We start from the raw sequence: 16,768 nt of genomic DNA, 5'->3' as shown, positions 1-16,768 counted from the left end.
ACAAAGTCACTTCAAAAGCAACTCACTTATCATACCACACTACAAACGAGAAAACAATTGTTGTTTCACATTTATTTTCTTTGTCGAAGTGACATTTATAAATATATCAAGAAAAACAAATAAAGTCAAACAATTATTTCATATTTTTATCAATATATTTATTTTCTGTAATCATATATTGCAAACAATCCTTGGGTGACGCTATCTTCTTGAATAAAGAGAAAAGTTCCCGATACCGAACAGCCATCGCAGACTTAACACTTTTATCAATTCTATCATCTCCAAGATCAAATAAGATTTCATCCAGCTCCCTCTTCAACAAATATTCAAACTCTTTCACTTCTCTCTGGCTTAATAATATACCAAGCATAGAATGACCTCCCACACATTAATCATAAAATATTTCTCTCATAGTTTTTCTAATCATATTTCCCTGTATTATTGCCACAAACATTATTATTATCAATTTTTTGTCATTTCCTTGATTTTTTTCACATAGAATTGGACGAGGAGCATAATTAGGACGAGGTGAAAAACATGAATATCTTTTATGTATTAAATGGAAAATCGATGAAGCAATTTGCGTTAATAATTATTGTTTCTTTTTTTACTGCCTGGTTTCTATATATGGAGAATATTGTACAAGTACCTGTTTTCTCTTCCAAAGATGGACCAAAAGCAGTTTATAAGGGCGAAAAAAACATTGCCCTTACGTTTAACATTGGCTGGGGAGATGAAAAAGCCGAACCTATCCTTGATATTCTTCATAAAAAAGGGGTTAGCGCTACATTCTTCCTTGCAGGATCTTGGGCAGAAAGGCATCCAGATACGGTCAATAGAATTATAAAAGAGGGACATGAAATCGGCATTCTTGGTTATGAGTACATTGACTATTCAGAAACAAAAAAGGAAAAGGTTGTTCAAGATCTTTCTAAAGCAAAAACTGCCTTTGAAAAGTTAAATATAAAAGATATATCTCTTGCTAGAGCACCAACTGGTCACTTTAACCAAGAAACTTTAAATATCACTAATCAATATAACTATACCCTGGTCCATTGGAGCATTGATTCTAAAGATTGGACAAATCCAGGCAAAAAGAAAATTATTAAAAATATATCCCAAGCAAAAAAAGGAGATATTATACTGTTGCACGCTTCCGATTCTGCTAAACAAACAGCAAACGCCCTTCCATCAATCATAGAAAATCTAAAAAATAAACATTTAAACTTTGTAACTGTTTCATCAATGATATCAAATGCACATTCAAAATCTAAAGAAATCAATTGATATAACGAAACATGCGAAAAGTTAGCGCTACTAAACTTTTCGCATGTTTTATTTTTTATGTGAAATACTATAGATAATTAGCAGGAATAATACATCTAAGATATATCATGAAAGGGGCAGTTAATAATGCTGAAAAAAGGGGTTGTTATTCTTCTTTTACTGGTCGGAGTTTTAAGTGGATGTTCTGATAGTGAATCCTCTTCTCAAATGGATTATGATCAAACAAAAAAAATGATAGTTGATATATTAAAAACAGATGAGGGAAAAAAAGCTATTCGTGACGTTATTGGCGATGAAGAAATAAAGCAGAACTTAGTCATGAATGAAAAAACAATAAATGCAACGATTGAAAAAACTTTAACTTCGGACAAAGCAGCTGAATTTTGGAAAGAAAATTTTAAAGATCCCGAGTTTGCCGAAACTATGGCTAAAAGCATGAAAACGGAAAATGAAAAGTTGCTGAAAAACTTAATGAAAGACTCAGAATATAGAAAAATGATGATAGAGCTTTTGCAGGATCCATCGATAGAATCTGAAATAAAAAAAGTATTAAAAAGCACAGAATACCGGGAACATTTAGAAAAAATCATGCAAGAAACAATGGATACCCCTGATTTTAAAAGTAAATTCCAAGAAATTTTAGATAAAGCAGCAAAAGAAGCATCCTCTGTTCAAGATACCGCAAACAATAAATCTTAGCGCAAAAAAAGAGAACTACTATCAAATAAGTAGTTCTCTTTTTTTATCATTTCAATACATTGATTATTCGCTCTGCTATTTCTTTATATTTTTCACCTAATACATGGTTCTCTTGATAGACTGACGGGGCAAAATCTTCTGTATTCCAATCTGGCTGCGCTAATGGAAGCTGACCTAAAAGCGAAACTTCTAAATCTGCTGCTAATTTAAGTCCTCCTCCCTTGCCAAATACATATTCTTTTTCACCAGTAACTTTGCTTTCAAAATAAGCCATGTTTTCGATTACGCCCAATATATCATGTTCTGTCTTTAAAGCCATTGCTCCTGCTCTTGCCGCAACAAAAGCAGCAGTCGGATGTGGCGTGGTCACAATAATTTCTTTGCTTGCAGGAAGCATTGTATGAACATCTAAAGCGACATCTCCTGTTCCTGGGGGCAAATCTAAAATAAGATAATCCAACTCTCCCCATTGTACTTCCTCTAGAAAACTGGTTAACATTTTGCCGAGCATTGGCCCTCTCCATATAATAGGCGCATTATCTTCTACAAAGAAACCCATTGAAATTACTTTTACCCCAAAGCGTTCCACCGGTATAATTTTTTCGTTTTCAACAAGAGGACGCTCAGAGATTCCCATCATATCCGGAACACTAAATCCATATATATCAGCATCGATTATTCCAACTTTTTTCCCTAATCTTGCAAGGGATACTGCAAGGTTTACCGAAACGGTTGATTTTCCCACTCCTCCTTTTCCACTTGCAATAGCTATATACACAGGAGTTCGACTATCTTTCTTATCTTCGAGCATTTCATTTACTAATCCACTTGGCAGCTCACTAAATCGCAAACCTACACTCTCAACACCATGTCCTTTCAAAACGGAAACAATATTTTCCTGCAGCTCCAATTGAGCTTGTGTTCCTAACTTTGCAACTGCAATCTTTATACTGACATGCTTTTTTTCTTCATCCCATTTTAAATCTTTAATCGAATTTAATTCTAATAATGTTTTATGTAAAAAAGGATCTATCATACTCTCTACTAAATTTTCTATTTCCTCTTTTGTTACCATGATAATCCCCCCTCATTTTACCAAATATTATAGCATATATTTTTATAACGTTTACATTAAAGACTTCGTTAGACAGAAAAGCTATTCTTCACAGGATATCTAGACAGAAAAAAAGAGAGCATTCCCTCTCTCTTGCGCCAACTTTATCATTTTCCATCTTTTAATCTTCTACTTTAATCTCTTCTTCGTTTGTAAAATAACGACTAACACCTTTATAAACAGAAGCCGCTACTTTATTTTGATAACTTTCATCCATTAGATTTAACTTTTCAGTCGGATTAGATAAAAAACCAATTTCCACAAGAGCTCCTGGCTTTTCAGCATATTTTAATATATATACACTTCCAAGGGGTTTTGCTTTTCTTGTTGTATTTTCTAGATTCTCTATTAACTCGTCTTGAATAAACTTAGCAGCTACTTCATTTTCTTTAATATGCGGGGCATAGAACGTTTGTGCGCCACTCCATTTAGAGGAAGGAATTGCATTTAAATGAACGCTTAAAAAGAAATCTGCATCTGATTTATTAATAATATTTAATCTCTCTTTTAAATCTTCCACTTTTCGATTACGATAACCTTTTGTATTTTCACTTGCTAAATCCTTATCCTCTTCTCTAGTCATAATAACCAATGCCCCTTGCTCCTGTAAATAATCTCTTATCTTCAAAGATACATTTAAAGCAATATCCTTTTCCAATACATCCTTATCCCCTGCTCCGCCATCTGGACCGCCATGACCTGGATCAATTACAATAATCTTTCCAGTTAAAGGTAGATTCCACGCATCCCATGAATCGTCATTTGAAAAGTCATATTGCAAAATAAAAAACAGGAGTGCCAATCCTATTGTAAATATGCTTATTTTCATTTTTTTATTCACCGCTCTAGTCAATCCTCCCTGCCCGCTCGTCCTTATCCATAATATATGGGACAAGAAAATTGTTTAGAACCGAAACATATAGCTAAATAGGCAGTTGTTTTTCTATCTTTCCTTAGAAAAACAACTGCCTTATTCAAAAAAATTAATGAAGTTTTAACTTTCTTCTTTTATTGGCCTTTTCAAAACCTTCATTCCAACACTCATCTACAAATTGTTCACATAAATAAAGAAGAGATTCATTTTTGCTGCTTTCTTTGCTTCCCCAATATAATAAAAAATGAAATAAAGTATCTTTTAGATGTCTATCTTCCTCTTCACACCTCTTCTTAACCTCTGCCTTGCTTTCCCCATACCTATTAAATTTGCTGAAATTTGCTCCCAACAAAAAAGCTTCAATTGCTACATCATAACAAGCCTCTTCAATTCCCGAGGTCATGATCATACTAGAAGTTAAATTTGAAGTCCCAAAATACCTCGCTACTTTTTCCTTTAAATCCTTAATAGAAATGTCCCGTAGCACAGATCTTTCGTATTTAATTTGTTTTTCTCTTTTTTTTAAATCAAAATTTGTAATAACTGTCACTATATTTCTCACCCCTTAACTTAGTTTTTTCTAAGATTAACGAGTGATACCACTCCCTTTAAAGTTTCCATATCCAATAAATAAGATTATTGCTAAGAATGGAGATATTTGCCGTTCCTCTGCATCTATCGACTAAATCAGAAAAGATAAACAAACTGTTTGGTTATCTTATTTGCCCGTTTCCACTTATGATATATTTTCTAGTGGTTAAGGCTGGTAGCCCCATTGGTCCTCGCGCATGAAGCTTTTGCGTGGAAATGCCAATCTCTGCTCCAAACCCCAAAGCTCCTCCATCAGTAAAACGTGTTGAAGCATTATGGTATAAAGCAGCTGCATCAGTTAATTGCATAAACCTTTTTGCATTTTCTTCATTTTCCGTAATGATTGCTTCTGAATGTTTTGTACCGTATCGGTCGATATGATCAATTGCTTCGTCTAGACTGCCAACCGTTTTAATAGCGATATCCAGACTTAAATATTCATTTGCCCAATCCTTTTCATCCGCTGGCAATACATTAGGCAGTGCTGCCATTACCTTTTGATCGCCATGAATAAGAATATTGTGCTCCTCAAATTTTTTGCCCAATTCTTTTTTATGGCTTTCCAGCCAGTCCTTATGAACAATTAATGTTTCCAATGCATTGCACACAGCTGGACGATCTGTTTTTGCATTAATAATAATTTTTAAAGCCTTCTGCACATTAGCTTCTTTATCCACGTATATATGACAATTGCCTACTCCTGTCTCCAAAACAGGTACAGTAGCATTTTCTACAACTGTTTGAATAAGAGAGCCTCCACCACGAGGAATCAGTACATCAATATGGCTTTTCAGCGTAAATAACTGTTGAGTTGCTTTACGATCTGTAGCAGCAATAAATTGAACAGCCTCTTTTGGAACCTTTGTCTTTTTCAGCGCATTATGTATGATTCTAACAATTTCTATATTGGAAAAAATCGCCGATGATCCGCCTTTAAGCACAATCTCATTCCCAGATTTTAATGCCAGCCCAGCAGCATCTACCGTTACGTTTGGGCGTGCTTCATAAATCATACCTATTACACCTAAAGGAACGCGTATTTCTTCTACTTGCAGACCATTTTCCAATTTCCACGCTGAAAGAATATCCCCAATTGGATCGGCAAGTTCTGCAATGGCACGCAAACCCTCTGCGAAATCTAAAATGCGTTCATGATTAAGCTCCAAACGATCTAAAAAAGCCTCTTCAAATCCATTTTCTCTTCCTCTTTGAAGATCTTTTTGGTTTGCAGCTAATATAGATTTATATTCTGCTTCAAGCTCATCGGCCAACATTCTTAATGCTTCATTTTTTTCACTTGTTTTTAGAGCACCAAGTATTTTTGCTGCCTTTTTAGCTGCCGCCGCCTGTTCCTCTACTGTCACACTCTTAATCAACCTCTCCGTCATCCCTCATCCTCCTTAATATTTTTATACCAATTCTTGTGTATTAAAATCGCAAGAGTATACAAAGGTTTCAAGATCTATGGCTGCTTTTGCGTTATCATCCTTTGCTTTTAATCTATCGCTTGAATAATTAACTCTGCCGATGCCAAGTTCTTCTTCCAACTCATCCAAAATCCTAACGACCGCTCCTCTACTGAACCTCCCCTTTATCTCTTTAATATCTTTAGGGTAAATATTTTTCTTCTGATTGATAAAATTTCTTTTCATCTTTTGATCAATAATTATTTGCCCCTCTGGTCCTGAATGAAAAGCAATCCACTGCTGCTCCTCATCAAGATTAAAGGAGCTTGCCTTATGCTCAAAGTAAGTCCCCTTCGCTGTACCATTAACTGCATCAATTAAGATGTCCCTCGTGCCAGCCTTCCCCAAAAATGATTCAATTCCAGATGCTAATGCAATCTTAACCGCACAAAGCTTTGATTTCATTCCACCTGTTCCTACTGAACTGTCAGACCCTCCTGCTGCCGCCTCAATTTCAGGAGTAATGGTATGGACTCTTGCTAGCATTTTAGCTCCTGGATTTTTAGGATTTTTATTATAAAGTCCATCAACATCGGATAAAATAATTAACTGATCTGCATCAATAAGCGCTGCAACTTTTGCAGACAGCGTATCATTATCTCCAAACTTTAACCTGTCAACCGTTACAGTATCATTTTCATTTATTATAGGGATTATTCCACGCCCTATTAATACGTTTAAGGTATTTTTCATATTGGCATAGCGAATTTCATCAGAAAAATCACCTCTCGTAATTAGGATCTGTGATGCGACATATCCATGAGATAAAAAGAGTTCTGAGTAAGATTCCATTAATAATCCTTGACCAATCGAAGCTGCTGCTTGTTTTTCAGACAATTCTGTAGGACGATTTATGCATCCAAGCTTGCGATAGCCCGCAGCCACTGCTCCTGATGAAACAACCGCCAATTCATAGCCTTGATCTTTTAACACTACAATTTGCTCTACCAGTTTCTCCAGCTTTTTGCGGCTGATTTCACCATGCATGCTCGTTAAGGAGCTGCTTCCAATCTTAATTACAACTCTTTTTATCTGTTTATCCCCAATTATCATTCTTTACCTCCTACTTATGGCTATTTTTAAATTCTCACCCTGTACTTACATAAGAACTGAAGGCCCTTCCTCCTTTAATATACCCTCTCTAGTTCCTTGCATAATTCTTTTGAACGTCTAGCCGCATGATTCACAGCCTGTGACAAAGCCTCCCCGCCATTAAACATTTTTAAAGCTCTCAAACCAGATTCTGTTGTACCATTCGGCGAGGTTACCCTTTTGCAAAGAACTGTTGGGGAATCCCCTTTTTCCATAACCATTTTTGCTGCCCCATATACGGTTTGCGCCACAATTTCACGAACCATTTCTTCATTCATTCCATTTTGCATTCCCATCAATTCCATCTGTTCCATTAGATAATAAAAGTAGGCAGGCCCGCTTCCAGCTATTCCTGTAAAGATGTCCATTTGCTTTTCTTCAATGATAAAAACTTTTCCCATACATGCAAGCAATTCTTTTACAGCCTGAGTAGTTTCTTTTGCTGTATTCATTCCTGGAGTTACCGCTGTTGCTGATTCTTGAATCATGCTAGATGTATTAGGCATAACACGAACCACTTGTTGCCCTTTATTTAAATGCTCTTCCATAAAGCTTGTTGTTACACCAGCTAGCACAGATACAATTACTTGGTCTGGATGCAATCTGTCTTTTATCGCTGCAAGGGCCTCTGCTGCTCCTTTTGGCTTCATTGCCAAAATAAATAAATCAATATCTTCATATGGCAGCATTTCCTTCGCTGCTACTTTTACTCCATATTTATTTTTTATTTGTTGAAGCCGCTGTTCATTTTCTTTATTTGTTACATAAAGTCTATCTGCAGATATTTTTCCTTCCTTCAAAATTCCTGATATCATAGCCTCGGCCATTGAACCCGCTCCCAAAAAAGCAATTGTTTTATTTCTATCCATGAACATCCTCCCTTGTTTTTCAATCTGAATTTTCCAACATTTTTAATGGTAACATGCCTAGATGTATATTCAAGGGGAGGCAATCAATTAACGAGGAAAAAAGCGAGATAGTGAAGGAATGTTTGCAAATTGGATTTCTTTCCTATTCAGGCCAATAGGAAAGTAAATAACCGTTATTTTCACCGTATATGCCGACTATATAGATAAGCCCATTATTAAAACTCCTGTTAAAAATCGCATTTTAGAGAAAAGATCAACATCTTCTTTCTAAAATTTGCTGATTAGATTTCTTCCAAATAAGCACTCTTGATTATTAAACAAAACATTCTTTCATATACGTCAACCATTTAAAATAATCCAAAATAAGAAAATAAAATGCAGCATTGAAATATACCTGAATTACTTTAGCCATGACTCCACTTATTCTCTAGCAAGCTGCATTCCATTTTATAAATAAAAAAGACCCCCAAGCAAAAACTTGGGAGCCTTTGAAACGTATAATAATTAACGTTTTGAGAACTGAGGTGCACGACGAGCGCCTTTAAGACCGTATTTTTTACGTTCTTTCATACGAGCGTCACGAGTTAATAATCCTGCACGTTTTAATGTTGGACGGAATTCAGGATCTGCTTGAAGTAAAGCACGAGCAATACCATGACGGATAGCTCCAGCTTGACCAGTATATCCTCCACCGCTAACATTTACTAAGATATCGTAGCTTCCAGTTGTTTCAGTAGCTACTAATGGTTGTTTAACAACTTCACGTAAAGCTGCAAACGGAATATAAGTTTCGATTTCACGACCATTGATGATGATTTTACCGTCGCCTGGAACTAAACGAACACGTGCAACGGAGCTTTTACGACGACCAGTACCGATATATTGAACCTGTGCCATTTCTGTTACCTCCCTTAATAATTATCCGCGAAGTTCGTAAACTTCTGGTTGTTGTGCTTGGTGCGGATGCTCGCTACCAGCGTATACATGTAATTTTTTAAATATTTGACGACCAAGAGAATTTTTAGGAAGCATGCCTTTGATAGCAAGTTCTAACATTTTCTCAGCGTAGTTTGTACGCATTTCTAATGCTGTTCTTGATTTTAATCCACCTGGGTGCATTGTATGACGGTAGTAAATTTTGTCAGTCAATTTTTTACCAGTCAATTCGATTTTTGAAGCATTTAAGATAATAACATGATCACCAGTGTCCACATGTGGTGTGAAAGTTGGTTTATGTTTACCACGTAGTATTGATGCCACTTCACTAGAAAGACGACCTAAAGTTTTGCCTTCAGCATCAATAACGTACCATTTACGATCAACAGTATTTGAATTAGCCATAAACGTTGTACGCATTAGTTTTCCCTCCTGAAATTGAAATTGTTTCAATAAATTGTTTTAAGTTTTATTACGTCTATATGTTCACACAATTAAGTTCCGGGGCTTAATGTGGGATTAAAATACATACCATATTATGATATATCCTAGAATTGTATATGTCAAGGAAATGTTACACCAGGATTAGTTGTTATGAGATTTTTTTTTGAAAAACAAAAAAAACTTCTATGATTTTCTCTAATAATTGACTTTCCATAAATATAAACCATTAGCAGAAGCCGTCTTACCAGCTAGTTTTCGATCTTTTCCTGCAATAATGTCCAAGATAGAATCGGGACGTCTTTTGCCTCTTCCAACATCTAAAAGAGTACCAATAATAATACGTACCATATTATACAAAAAACCATTGCCTTTAAAGCTAAATATTAACATATCCCCTTCTTGCATTAACTCCATGGAGGTAATTTTTCTTATTTTATCTTCTTTATCCGTTTTTGCGGAACAAAAACTGGTAAAATCAAATTCTCCAATAAAATACCCCATTGCCTCTCTTATGGCATCAAGGTTTAATGGATATGGATAATAATAGGCATAATTACGTTTAAAGGGATCTCTTCTTTCGCCTAGCTGAATAAAATAGCGATATTCTTTACCAGTAACATTATATCTAGCATGAAAATTCCTGCTAACAGCTTCTGCTTTAACTACTACAATTTCGTGTGGCAAAAGCGTATTTAACGCCAGCTCCCATTTTCCTATAGGAATATCTAAATCTGAATCAAAATGAATAACTTGTCCCACTGCATGTACGCCTGCATCCGTTCGTCCAGAGGCTTGAATTTTAACATCTAAGCCTTTATGCAGCTTCTTTAGTGCCTTTTCTATCTCTCCTTGTACAGTTCTGTCTTTCGGCTGAATTTGAAAGCCACAATACACAGAACCATCGTAGCTTATTTCACATTTATATCGTTGCATATTCTTCTCCATTATCCTCTTAATAACAGAAGGAAAGCAGTAAGTAGAAGCAATATAATAATCATTACAGTATCTGTCATTTGCCATGTTAGCTGCCTATACTTCGTGCGTCCTTCTCCACCCTGGTATCCCCTAGCTTCCATTGCAATAGCCAACTCTTCCGCTCGCTTAAATGAATTAACAAATAATGGGATAAAAAGAGGGACAATTGCCTTTATACGATTCCTTATTGGCCCACTAGAAAATTCTACACCCCTTGCAATTTGCGCTTTCATAATTTTTTCTGTTTCATCCATCAAGGTAGGAATGAACCTTAATGAGATGGACATCATTAAAGCAAGCTCATGAACAGGAAATTTCACCTTTTTTAACGGAGCTAATAAAGTTTCAATAGCATCCGTCAATTCAATTGGTGTTGTAGTTAAAGTAAGCAGCGATGTCATAATAATAAGCAAAAAGAACCGAATCGATATAAGAATACCCATTCGTATTCCTTCTTCATATATCCTAATCCAGCCATAATGAAAGAACAGATTTCCTTCTTTAGTAAAAAAAAGATGAAGAAAAAAGGTAAATAGTATTAGCCATAATACTGGCTTCAATCCAATATATATATATTTAATAGGCACTTTGGAAAGAAGCGTCATAAAAAGTACATATGCTATTAAAAGCAAATAGCCCCAAATATTAGTTGCCAAAAAAACAATACAGATAAATAAAAAAACTAAGATTAGTTTGGCACGTGGATCCATACGGTGCAAAGTTGAATTAAGAGGAACAAATCGACCAATCAGCATCTTTCCCATCATGTGCTTTCTACGCCCTCTCTCAAATAACTCACAAACTCTAACATAAAACTTTCCATATTTAAATGAACTTGTTTCATTTTTCTTCCAAATCTAGCTTCTATCTTTTTTTGAAAGCGCACAACCTCCGGAAGATTCAGTCCAATTTCTTGCAATTCATCAGCTTTAGAGAATATTTGTTCTGGTGTTCCACTTTTATATACTTTTCCCTTATTCATAATCACTATTTTTTCCGCATATAAAGCAGCATCTTCCATACTGTGTGTAACAAGCACAGTTGTTAAGTTTCTTTTTTTATGCAGATTATAAAACATATCCATGATTTCTTGTCGGCCTCTTGGATCAAGACCAGCTGTAGGCTCATCAAGCACTAATACATCTGGCTCCATGGCTAGCACTCCAGCAATGGCCACTCTTCGCATTTGTCCTCCGGATAGATCAAAAGGAGACTTTTGGAGAACATCCTCTGTTAGTCCAGCCTCAGCTAATGCCTTTTTCGCACGCAATTTTGCATCATTTTCTGAAATTCCAAAATTCAAGGGACCAAAACATATATCTTTTTCTACTGTTTCTTCAAATAACTGTTGTTCTGGAAATTGAAAAACAATCCCTACTTTTTGACGGATAGTACGTAAACTTTTATTCTTTTTTTTAGCTTCCAGTTTTCTATCACCGATAACGACTGTTCCTTTAGATGGAATCAATAGGCCGTTTAAATGCTGTAAGACGGTAGACTTCCCTGAACCTGTATGTCCAATAATCGCCATATATATTCCTTTTGGTATATCTATATCTACATCTTGAATAGCTAATCTTTCAAAAGGTGTATTAACCTGATAACGATAATCTACTTCTTGAAGTGAGATGTCCATAATTCTGTCACCAACTCTTCTTCCGATAAATATACATTAGTAAGATTTATTCCTTTATTAGCTAGTTCACTTCTTAACTTAATTGTAAAAGGAATATCTAAGCCTATTTCAATTAGCTCTTTATCTAATTGAAATATTTCCGCCGGCGTTCCTACTGCATATACTTTTCCTTTATTCATTACAATAATTTTATCAGCTTTGGATGCTTCATCTAAATCATGAGTAATTGAAATAACGGTCATTTGCTGTTCTCTCAATTCTTTAATAAGCTGCAATACTTCTTCTCTACCTTGTGGATCTAACATAGATGTTGCTTCATCTAAAACAATAACAGCAGGTTTTAATGCTATGACACCTGCAATTGCAACTCTTTGTTTTTGCCCTCCGGATAGATGGTGCGGCTCTTGATCTAGAAAAGATAACATCTTTACTTTACCTAAAGCATACTCCACTCTTTTGATCATTTCTTCTCTTGGGAACCCATTATTTTCTAAACCAAAAGCCACATCATCCTTTACAGTTGTGCCGACAAATTGATTATCAGGATTCTGAAAAACCATTCCTATTTTTTTCCTAGTTTCCCATACAGAGTCCTCTGATAATACATTATGATCAATTATAATAGAACCTTCATGAGGAAAATACAAACCATTTAATAACTTAGCAAGAGTAGATTTTCCAGAGCCATTATGGCCGACAATGGCTACCCACTCTCCTTCTTTGACTTGAAAAGAAACCTCATCCAAAGCCTTAGTCCCTTCTTCATTATATCGGAAGGATACATTTTCAACAGATACCAGTACTTTAGGGCTCATCTATTTTCCTCCACGTCTTTTTAAATAAAAAGAAAACCCGCCAATTGGGCGAGCTTTGAATTGGTTTAACATAAGATTATTTAGTGATAATCCTCATTATACTCTTTACATTATTCTATCTAAGGCTAATCTATTTTTTCTTATGCTATTCCATCTCGTAGCACCCAGTAAAGTTCATTAACAATACAAAAAAGCCCGCACCTCTATTTATAATATCCATATAAATGAGGTGCACGAGCTAGACGAGTCATTAATATATTTTATTACTTCTTTTATTAATGCTCATCGTAACACTCTATAGGTGGCCAGTTCATAATAGTTTAATGCGTTAAAGAAAAAGGGCACTTGAACAAGTTTCATATCAATATAAACTGTCCCGCACCCTTGTTGTCTTTTAAGTGTCTATTAAACTAACTCGATGATTACCATTGGTGCTCCGTCTCCACGACGAGGTCCCAATTTCATAATGCGTGTGTATCCGCCTTGGCGTTCATTGTAACGAGCAGCAACATCACTGAATAATTTTTGAACTGCATCTTGGTTTGTTTCAGCATTAGCAACTTCATGACGAATGTATGCAGCAGCTTGACGACGAGCATGAAGATCTCCACGCTTACCAAGTGTAATCATTTTTTCTACAACAGAACGAAGTTCTTTTGCACGAGCTTCAGTTGTTTCAATTCGCTCATTAATGATTAAGTCTGTTGCTAAATCGCGTAACATAGCTTTACGTTGTGAACTAGTACGTCCTAACTTTCTGTAACCCATGTGAGATTCCCTCCTTTTGTTGAAATTCTAAGATGACTGTTATTTAAATGTTCAATCAGTCGTCTTTTCTTAGGCCTAAGCCAAGTTCTTCTAACTTATGTTTAACTTCTTCAAGAGATTTTCTACCTAGATTTCGAACTTTCATCATATCTTCTTCTGTTTTATTAGCTAGCTCTTGTACTGTATTAATGCCAGCACGTTTTAAGCAGTTATAAGAACGAACAGATAAATCCAATTCTTCAATCGTCATCTCAAGAACTTTTTCTTTTTGATCTTCTTCTTTTTCAACCATAATCTCAGCATTTTGCGCTTCATCAGTTAAACCAACAAAGATATTTAAATGCTCCGTTAAGATCTTTGCACCAAGTGCAATTGCATCTTGAGGACCTGTACTACCGTCAGTCCAAACGTCAAACGTTAATTTATCATAATTAGTCAATTGACCAACACGAGTATTTTCAACTTGATAAGATACTCGAGATACAGGTGTATAAATAGAGTCAATAGGAATTACACCAATAGGTTGATCCTCACGCTTATTTTGTTCAGCAGGAGTATAACCGCGCCCACGCTTAGCAGTTAAACGCATACGCATATTTCCATTAGAACCTAATGTAGCAATATGAAGATCTGGATTTAAAATCTCTACGTCACTATCATGTGTAATATCAGCTGCTGTAACTACACCTTCACCCTGAATGTCTATCTCTAAAGTTTTCTCATCATCAGAATAGATTTTCAATGCTAGTTTTTTGATGTTTAATATGATAGATGTTACATCTTCTACGACGCCTTCAATTGTTGAGAACTCATGAAGTACCCCATCAATTTGAATGGATGTGATAGCGGCACCAGGGAGTGAGGATAATAGAATACGACGTAAGGAGTTACCCAAAGTAGTACCATATCCACGCTCAAGTGGCTCTACGACGAATTTGCCGTATTTGGCATCATCGTTGATCTCAACCGTTTCGATTTTTGGTTTTTCTATTTCGATCATCAAAATATACCCTCCTTCAAAACGTCGAAACCTCAGCTAATAATTAGCTGAAATTCCCCATGTTTACGTTCCCGCATTGTGCACAACAACTGGAATAAATTTTCTGTAATCATTTAAAATGCTTCAGTCATATCCCATTATAGACAAGGATATAAAATTTATACAGAAAAATTAAACTCGGCGACGTTTTGGTGGTCGGCAACCATTATGAGGAACTGGAGTTACATCTCTAATTGCTGTAACTTCTAGACCTGCAGCTTGAAGAGCACGAATTGCAGCTTCACGGCCAGCACCTGGTCCTTTAACTGTTACTTCAAGAGTTTTCATACCATGTTCCATAGAAGTTTTTGCAGCAGTTTCAGCAGCCATTTGTGCAGCAAATGGAGTTGATTTACGAGAACCTCTAAATCCAAGAGCTCCAGCACTTGACCAAGAAAGAGCATTTCCATGAACATCAGTAATTGTAACTATTGTATTGTTGAATGTTGAACGAATGTGAGCAATACCTGATTCTATATTCTTTTTAACACGACGTTTACGTGTATTAGTTTTACGTGCCATTTATAGTACCTCCTTTACTGATTATTTTTTCTTGTTAGCTACAGTCTTACGAGGACCTTTGCGTGTACGAGCGTTGTTTTTCGTATTTTGTCCACGAACCGGTAAACCGCGACGATGACGAAGACCACGATAACATCCAATCTCCATTAAACGTTTAATATTTAAAGAGATTTCACGACGAAGATCACCTTCAACTTTTAATTTATCAATGATATCACGGATTTTGTTTAATTCATCTTCCGTTAAATCACGCACACGAGTATCTTCAGAAACTCCTGCTTCAGCCAAAACTTTTTGTGCAGTATTTTTTCCAATACCATAAATGTATGTTAATGAAATTACTACACGCTTTTCACGTGGAATATCCACACCAGCAATACGTGCCATCTATATGCGCACCTCCTTGTTATTAACCTTGTTTTTGTTTATGTTTAGGGTTTTCACAGATAACCATAACTTTCCCACGTCTGCGGATAACTTTACACTTTTCGCAGATTGGTTTTACAGATGGTCTAACTTTCATTATCCTAACCTCCTTGATAGTACGGAGTGCAATCAGATTATTTAAAGCGGTAAGTAATTCTTCCGCGAGTTAAGTCATATGGAGATAACTCAACCGTTACTTTATCACCAGGTAAAATACGGATAAAATGCATACGAATTTTACCAGAAACGTGAGCCAATACAGTATGACCATTTTCTAATTCTACTTTAAACATGGCGTTCGGCAAAGTTTCAGTTATTGTGCCTTCTATTTCGATTACATCGTCTTTAGCCATCGAATATGTCTCCCTTCCTTATTTAAATACGAAATCACTTTTATCTTACTATAGTAAAGTGCAACTTTTCGTTTACAACACGATCCGTTTACATCAAACTAACCTGAACTCTTCTTATAATATAATAAATTGCCATTTGACAGCAACCAAATAATTATAACATATAACAAGCAATTTCGTCCGCTATAATTTACAATATTATTGTAAAACTTTGCGGAACATTGTTCAAAATTAATTAATGCTACCACATTACTATAGGCTTTAGTTAGAAACTTTGTTGTAGACAGCATGTTAGAAAACTAACATTATACTTTCTTCCAGCAATATTCTATCATTAGCTAGTGTAATATCTTACCGAATCTTTTAATAACATTCAAGTATTATGTGTAGATAGAAAATAACCAGTAAAGGATAATCTTCCCTTAGAGTGTATCCCTATTTTTATAAGCACATACCTTATACACTTAAAAAAGTCACTTAGATTCCGCATCTAATATAATGGATAGGAGTTATCGATAACGCACACCTGGTACTATACCGTATGTCCATAATAGAAAGAATAATAGTTACATTACCTTCTTCACTACTAGATAAAAAAGCAAATCAAGCGGAGCTACCATGAAATCCAAAATACTCTGCACCAATTATCTAAATTGATTAATCTTTTAAACGAAGATAAACATGTTTAAACAAACATGGTTATGCTTTATTTGTTACAGATATAACCATAAAAATTATTATACCTTTTGAAAAAAGGAAATGCATCATGTTTAGGAATAAACTCCTTAGCCATTTCATCCCAATTCTTCTATTTGTTAACTCTGATTTAAGTCCATGCTAGATTCAGATTAGTCTAAGCAAA

At 35.4% G+C, this 16,768-nt stretch carries 21 protein-coding genes; 2 read left to right on the top strand and 19 right to left on the bottom strand.

Annotation, left to right across the window (positions count from 1 at the left end; genetic code table 11):
- Positions 1–133: 133 nt before the first annotated feature.
- Entirely contained in the window at positions 134–370 is a 237-nt protein-coding gene (locus tag NCCP28_RS21705) for a hypothetical protein (protein WP_248563292.1), read from the bottom strand.
- A 167-nt stretch (positions 371–537) separates the two neighbouring features.
- Between NCCP28_RS21705 and pdaB the strand changes: the two genes are divergently transcribed.
- Positions 538–1,287, top strand: coding sequence for a polysaccharide deacetylase family sporulation protein PdaB (gene pdaB / locus NCCP28_RS21700; RefSeq protein WP_248563291.1), 750 nt, complete (start codon positions 538–540; stop codon positions 1,285–1,287).
- A 126-nt stretch (positions 1,288–1,413) separates the two neighbouring features.
- Positions 1,414–1,986 (top strand): spore germination lipoprotein GerD, encoded by a 573-nt coding sequence (gerD, locus tag NCCP28_RS21695; protein WP_248563290.1) that lies wholly within the window; start codon positions 1,414–1,416, stop codon positions 1,984–1,986.
- A 46-nt stretch (positions 1,987–2,032) separates the two neighbouring features.
- Here gerD and NCCP28_RS21690 read toward each other — a convergent pair whose 3' ends face one another.
- The 18 genes from NCCP28_RS21690 to infA form a co-directional block, all read right to left on the bottom strand.
- Positions 2,033–3,061, bottom strand: coding sequence for an Mrp/NBP35 family ATP-binding protein (locus NCCP28_RS21690; RefSeq protein ID WP_248563289.1), 1,029 nt, complete (start codon positions 3,059–3,061; stop codon positions 2,033–2,035).
- A 160-nt stretch (positions 3,062–3,221) separates the two neighbouring features.
- A complete protein-coding gene (cwlD, locus tag NCCP28_RS21685; protein WP_248563288.1) occupies positions 3,222–3,941 on the bottom strand; it encodes an N-acetylmuramoyl-L-alanine amidase CwlD in 720 nt (239 codons plus the stop codon).
- Positions 3,942–4,083: 142 nt separating this feature from the next.
- A complete protein-coding gene (locus tag NCCP28_RS21680; protein WP_248563287.1) occupies positions 4,084–4,524 on the bottom strand; it encodes a DUF2521 family protein in 441 nt (146 codons plus the stop codon).
- 163 nt (positions 4,525–4,687) lie between these two features.
- Positions 4,688–5,953 (bottom strand): glutamate-5-semialdehyde dehydrogenase, encoded by a 1,266-nt coding sequence (locus NCCP28_RS21675; protein WP_248563286.1) that lies wholly within the window; start codon positions 5,951–5,953, stop codon positions 4,688–4,690.
- Between the two features lie 21 nt (positions 5,954–5,974).
- The gene (gene proB, locus NCCP28_RS21670) at positions 5,975–7,084 is read right to left on the bottom strand and encodes a glutamate 5-kinase (RefSeq protein WP_375709441.1); all 1,110 of its coding nucleotides are present in this window, start codon (positions 7,082–7,084) and stop codon (positions 5,975–5,977) included.
- A gap of 74 nt (positions 7,085–7,158) precedes the next feature.
- The gene (gene proC / locus NCCP28_RS21665; RefSeq protein ID WP_248563285.1) at positions 7,159–7,992 is read right to left on the bottom strand and encodes a pyrroline-5-carboxylate reductase; all 834 of its coding nucleotides are present in this window, start codon (positions 7,990–7,992) and stop codon (positions 7,159–7,161) included.
- Positions 7,993–8,496: 504 nt separating this feature from the next.
- A complete protein-coding gene (gene rpsI / locus NCCP28_RS21660) occupies positions 8,497–8,889 on the bottom strand; it encodes a 30S ribosomal protein S9 (RefSeq protein ID WP_101176340.1) in 393 nt (130 codons plus the stop codon).
- 21 nt (positions 8,890–8,910) lie between these two features.
- On the bottom strand, positions 8,911–9,348 hold the full coding sequence (gene rplM / locus NCCP28_RS21655) for a 50S ribosomal protein L13 (protein WP_248563284.1): 438 nt from the start codon (positions 9,346–9,348) through the stop codon (positions 8,911–8,913).
- Positions 9,349–9,567: 219 nt separating this feature from the next.
- Entirely contained in the window at positions 9,568–10,305 is a 738-nt protein-coding gene (truA, locus tag NCCP28_RS21650; protein ID WP_248563283.1) for a tRNA pseudouridine(38-40) synthase TruA, read from the bottom strand.
- Positions 10,306–10,316: 11 nt separating this feature from the next.
- Complete coding sequence (locus tag NCCP28_RS21645; RefSeq protein WP_248563282.1) at positions 10,317–11,114, bottom strand: energy-coupling factor transporter transmembrane component T family protein; 798 nt, start codon at positions 11,112–11,114, stop codon at positions 10,317–10,319.
- Positions 11,111–11,983, bottom strand: a complete 873-nt coding sequence (locus NCCP28_RS21640) for an energy-coupling factor ABC transporter ATP-binding protein (protein ID WP_248563281.1) — start codon at positions 11,981–11,983, stop codon at positions 11,111–11,113. The genes NCCP28_RS21645 and NCCP28_RS21640 overlap by 4 nt, the downstream gene beginning before the upstream one ends.
- Entirely contained in the window at positions 11,959–12,798 is an 840-nt protein-coding gene (locus NCCP28_RS21635; protein WP_248563280.1) for an energy-coupling factor ABC transporter ATP-binding protein, read from the bottom strand. Before NCCP28_RS21635 ends, NCCP28_RS21640 begins: the two co-directional genes overlap by 25 nt.
- 405 nt (positions 12,799–13,203) lie before the next feature.
- On the bottom strand, positions 13,204–13,566 hold the full coding sequence (rplQ, locus tag NCCP28_RS21630) for a 50S ribosomal protein L17 (RefSeq protein WP_248563279.1): 363 nt from the start codon (positions 13,564–13,566) through the stop codon (positions 13,204–13,206).
- 55 nt (positions 13,567–13,621) lie between these two features.
- Entirely contained in the window at positions 13,622–14,566 is a 945-nt protein-coding gene (locus tag NCCP28_RS21625; RefSeq protein WP_248563293.1) for a DNA-directed RNA polymerase subunit alpha, read from the bottom strand.
- A gap of 171 nt (positions 14,567–14,737) precedes the next feature.
- On the bottom strand, positions 14,738–15,127 hold the full coding sequence (gene rpsK, locus NCCP28_RS21620) for a 30S ribosomal protein S11 (RefSeq protein ID WP_009791303.1): 390 nt from the start codon (positions 15,125–15,127) through the stop codon (positions 14,738–14,740).
- 21 nt (positions 15,128–15,148) lie between these two features.
- On the bottom strand, positions 15,149–15,514 hold the full coding sequence (gene rpsM / locus NCCP28_RS21615; protein WP_026565543.1) for a 30S ribosomal protein S13: 366 nt from the start codon (positions 15,512–15,514) through the stop codon (positions 15,149–15,151).
- 22 nt (positions 15,515–15,536) lie between these two features.
- Positions 15,537–15,650, bottom strand: coding sequence for a 50S ribosomal protein L36 (rpmJ, locus tag NCCP28_RS21610; protein ID WP_000868344.1), 114 nt, complete (start codon positions 15,648–15,650; stop codon positions 15,537–15,539).
- Between the two features lie 37 nt (positions 15,651–15,687).
- Positions 15,688–15,906 carry a translation initiation factor IF-1 gene (infA, locus tag NCCP28_RS21605; protein WP_016204578.1) on the bottom strand — a complete coding sequence of 73 codons (219 nt, stop codon included), beginning with the start codon at positions 15,904–15,906 and terminating at the stop codon, positions 15,688–15,690.
- Between the last annotated feature and the right edge of the window lie 862 nt (positions 15,907–16,768).

Origin of the sequence: Niallia sp. NCCP-28, assembly GCF_023168165.1 — a bacterium.
Lineage (GTDB): Bacteria > Bacillota > Bacilli > Bacillales > Cytobacillaceae > Niallia.
Note: the sequence above shows the minus strand (reverse complement) of the source record. Positions and strands in the feature narration are given on the sequence as shown.

Bases quoted from the DNA above. Each gene is read 5' to 3' on its own strand.
- rpsI (WP_101176340.1), bottom strand. From the start codon at position 8,889: ATGGCACAGGTTCAATATATCGGTACTGGTCGTCGTAAAAGCTCCGTT.
- proB (WP_375709441.1), bottom strand. From the start codon at position 7,084: ATGATAATTGGGGATAAACAGATAAAAAGAGTTGTAATTAAGATTGGA.
- NCCP28_RS21640 (WP_248563281.1), bottom strand. From the start codon at position 11,983: ATGGACATCTCACTTCAAGAAGTAGATTATCGTTATCAGGTTAATACA.
- NCCP28_RS21645 (WP_248563282.1), bottom strand. From the start codon at position 11,114: ATGATGGGAAAGATGCTGATTGGTCGATTTGTTCCTCTTAATTCAACT.
- NCCP28_RS21690 (WP_248563289.1), bottom strand. From the start codon at position 3,061: ATGGTAACAAAAGAGGAAATAGAAAATTTAGTAGAGAGTATGATAGAT.
- infA (WP_016204578.1), bottom strand. From the start codon at position 15,906: ATGGCTAAAGACGATGTAATCGAAATAGAAGGCACAATAACTGAAACT.
- proC (WP_248563285.1), bottom strand. From the start codon at position 7,992: ATGGATAGAAATAAAACAATTGCTTTTTTGGGAGCGGGTTCAATGGCC.
- rpsK (WP_009791303.1), bottom strand. From the start codon at position 15,127: ATGGCACGTAAAACTAATACACGTAAACGTCGTGTTAAAAAGAATATA.
- rplM (WP_248563284.1), bottom strand. From the start codon at position 9,348: ATGCGTACAACGTTTATGGCTAATTCAAATACTGTTGATCGTAAATGG.
- pdaB (WP_248563291.1), top strand. From the start codon at position 538: ATGAATATCTTTTATGTATTAAATGGAAAATCGATGAAGCAATTTGCG.
- NCCP28_RS21625 (WP_248563293.1), bottom strand. From the start codon at position 14,566: ATGATCGAAATAGAAAAACCAAAAATCGAAACGGTTGAGATCAACGAT.
- truA (WP_248563283.1), bottom strand. From the start codon at position 10,305: ATGCAACGATATAAATGTGAAATAAGCTACGATGGTTCTGTGTATTGT.
- NCCP28_RS21635 (WP_248563280.1), bottom strand. From the start codon at position 12,798: ATGAGCCCTAAAGTACTGGTATCTGTTGAAAATGTATCCTTCCGATAT.
- gerD (WP_248563290.1), top strand. From the start codon at position 1,414: ATGCTGAAAAAAGGGGTTGTTATTCTTCTTTTACTGGTCGGAGTTTTA.
- rpsM (WP_026565543.1), bottom strand. From the start codon at position 15,514: ATGGCACGTATTGCTGGTGTGGATATTCCACGTGAAAAGCGTGTAGTA.
- NCCP28_RS21705 (WP_248563292.1), bottom strand. From the start codon at position 370: ATGCTTGGTATATTATTAAGCCAGAGAGAAGTGAAAGAGTTTGAATAT.
- rplQ (WP_248563279.1), bottom strand. From the start codon at position 13,566: ATGGGTTACAGAAAGTTAGGACGTACTAGTTCACAACGTAAAGCTATG.
- rpmJ (WP_000868344.1), bottom strand. From the start codon at position 15,650: ATGAAAGTTAGACCATCTGTAAAACCAATCTGCGAAAAGTGTAAAGTT.
- NCCP28_RS21675 (WP_248563286.1), bottom strand. From the start codon at position 5,953: ATGACGGAGAGGTTGATTAAGAGTGTGACAGTAGAGGAACAGGCGGCG.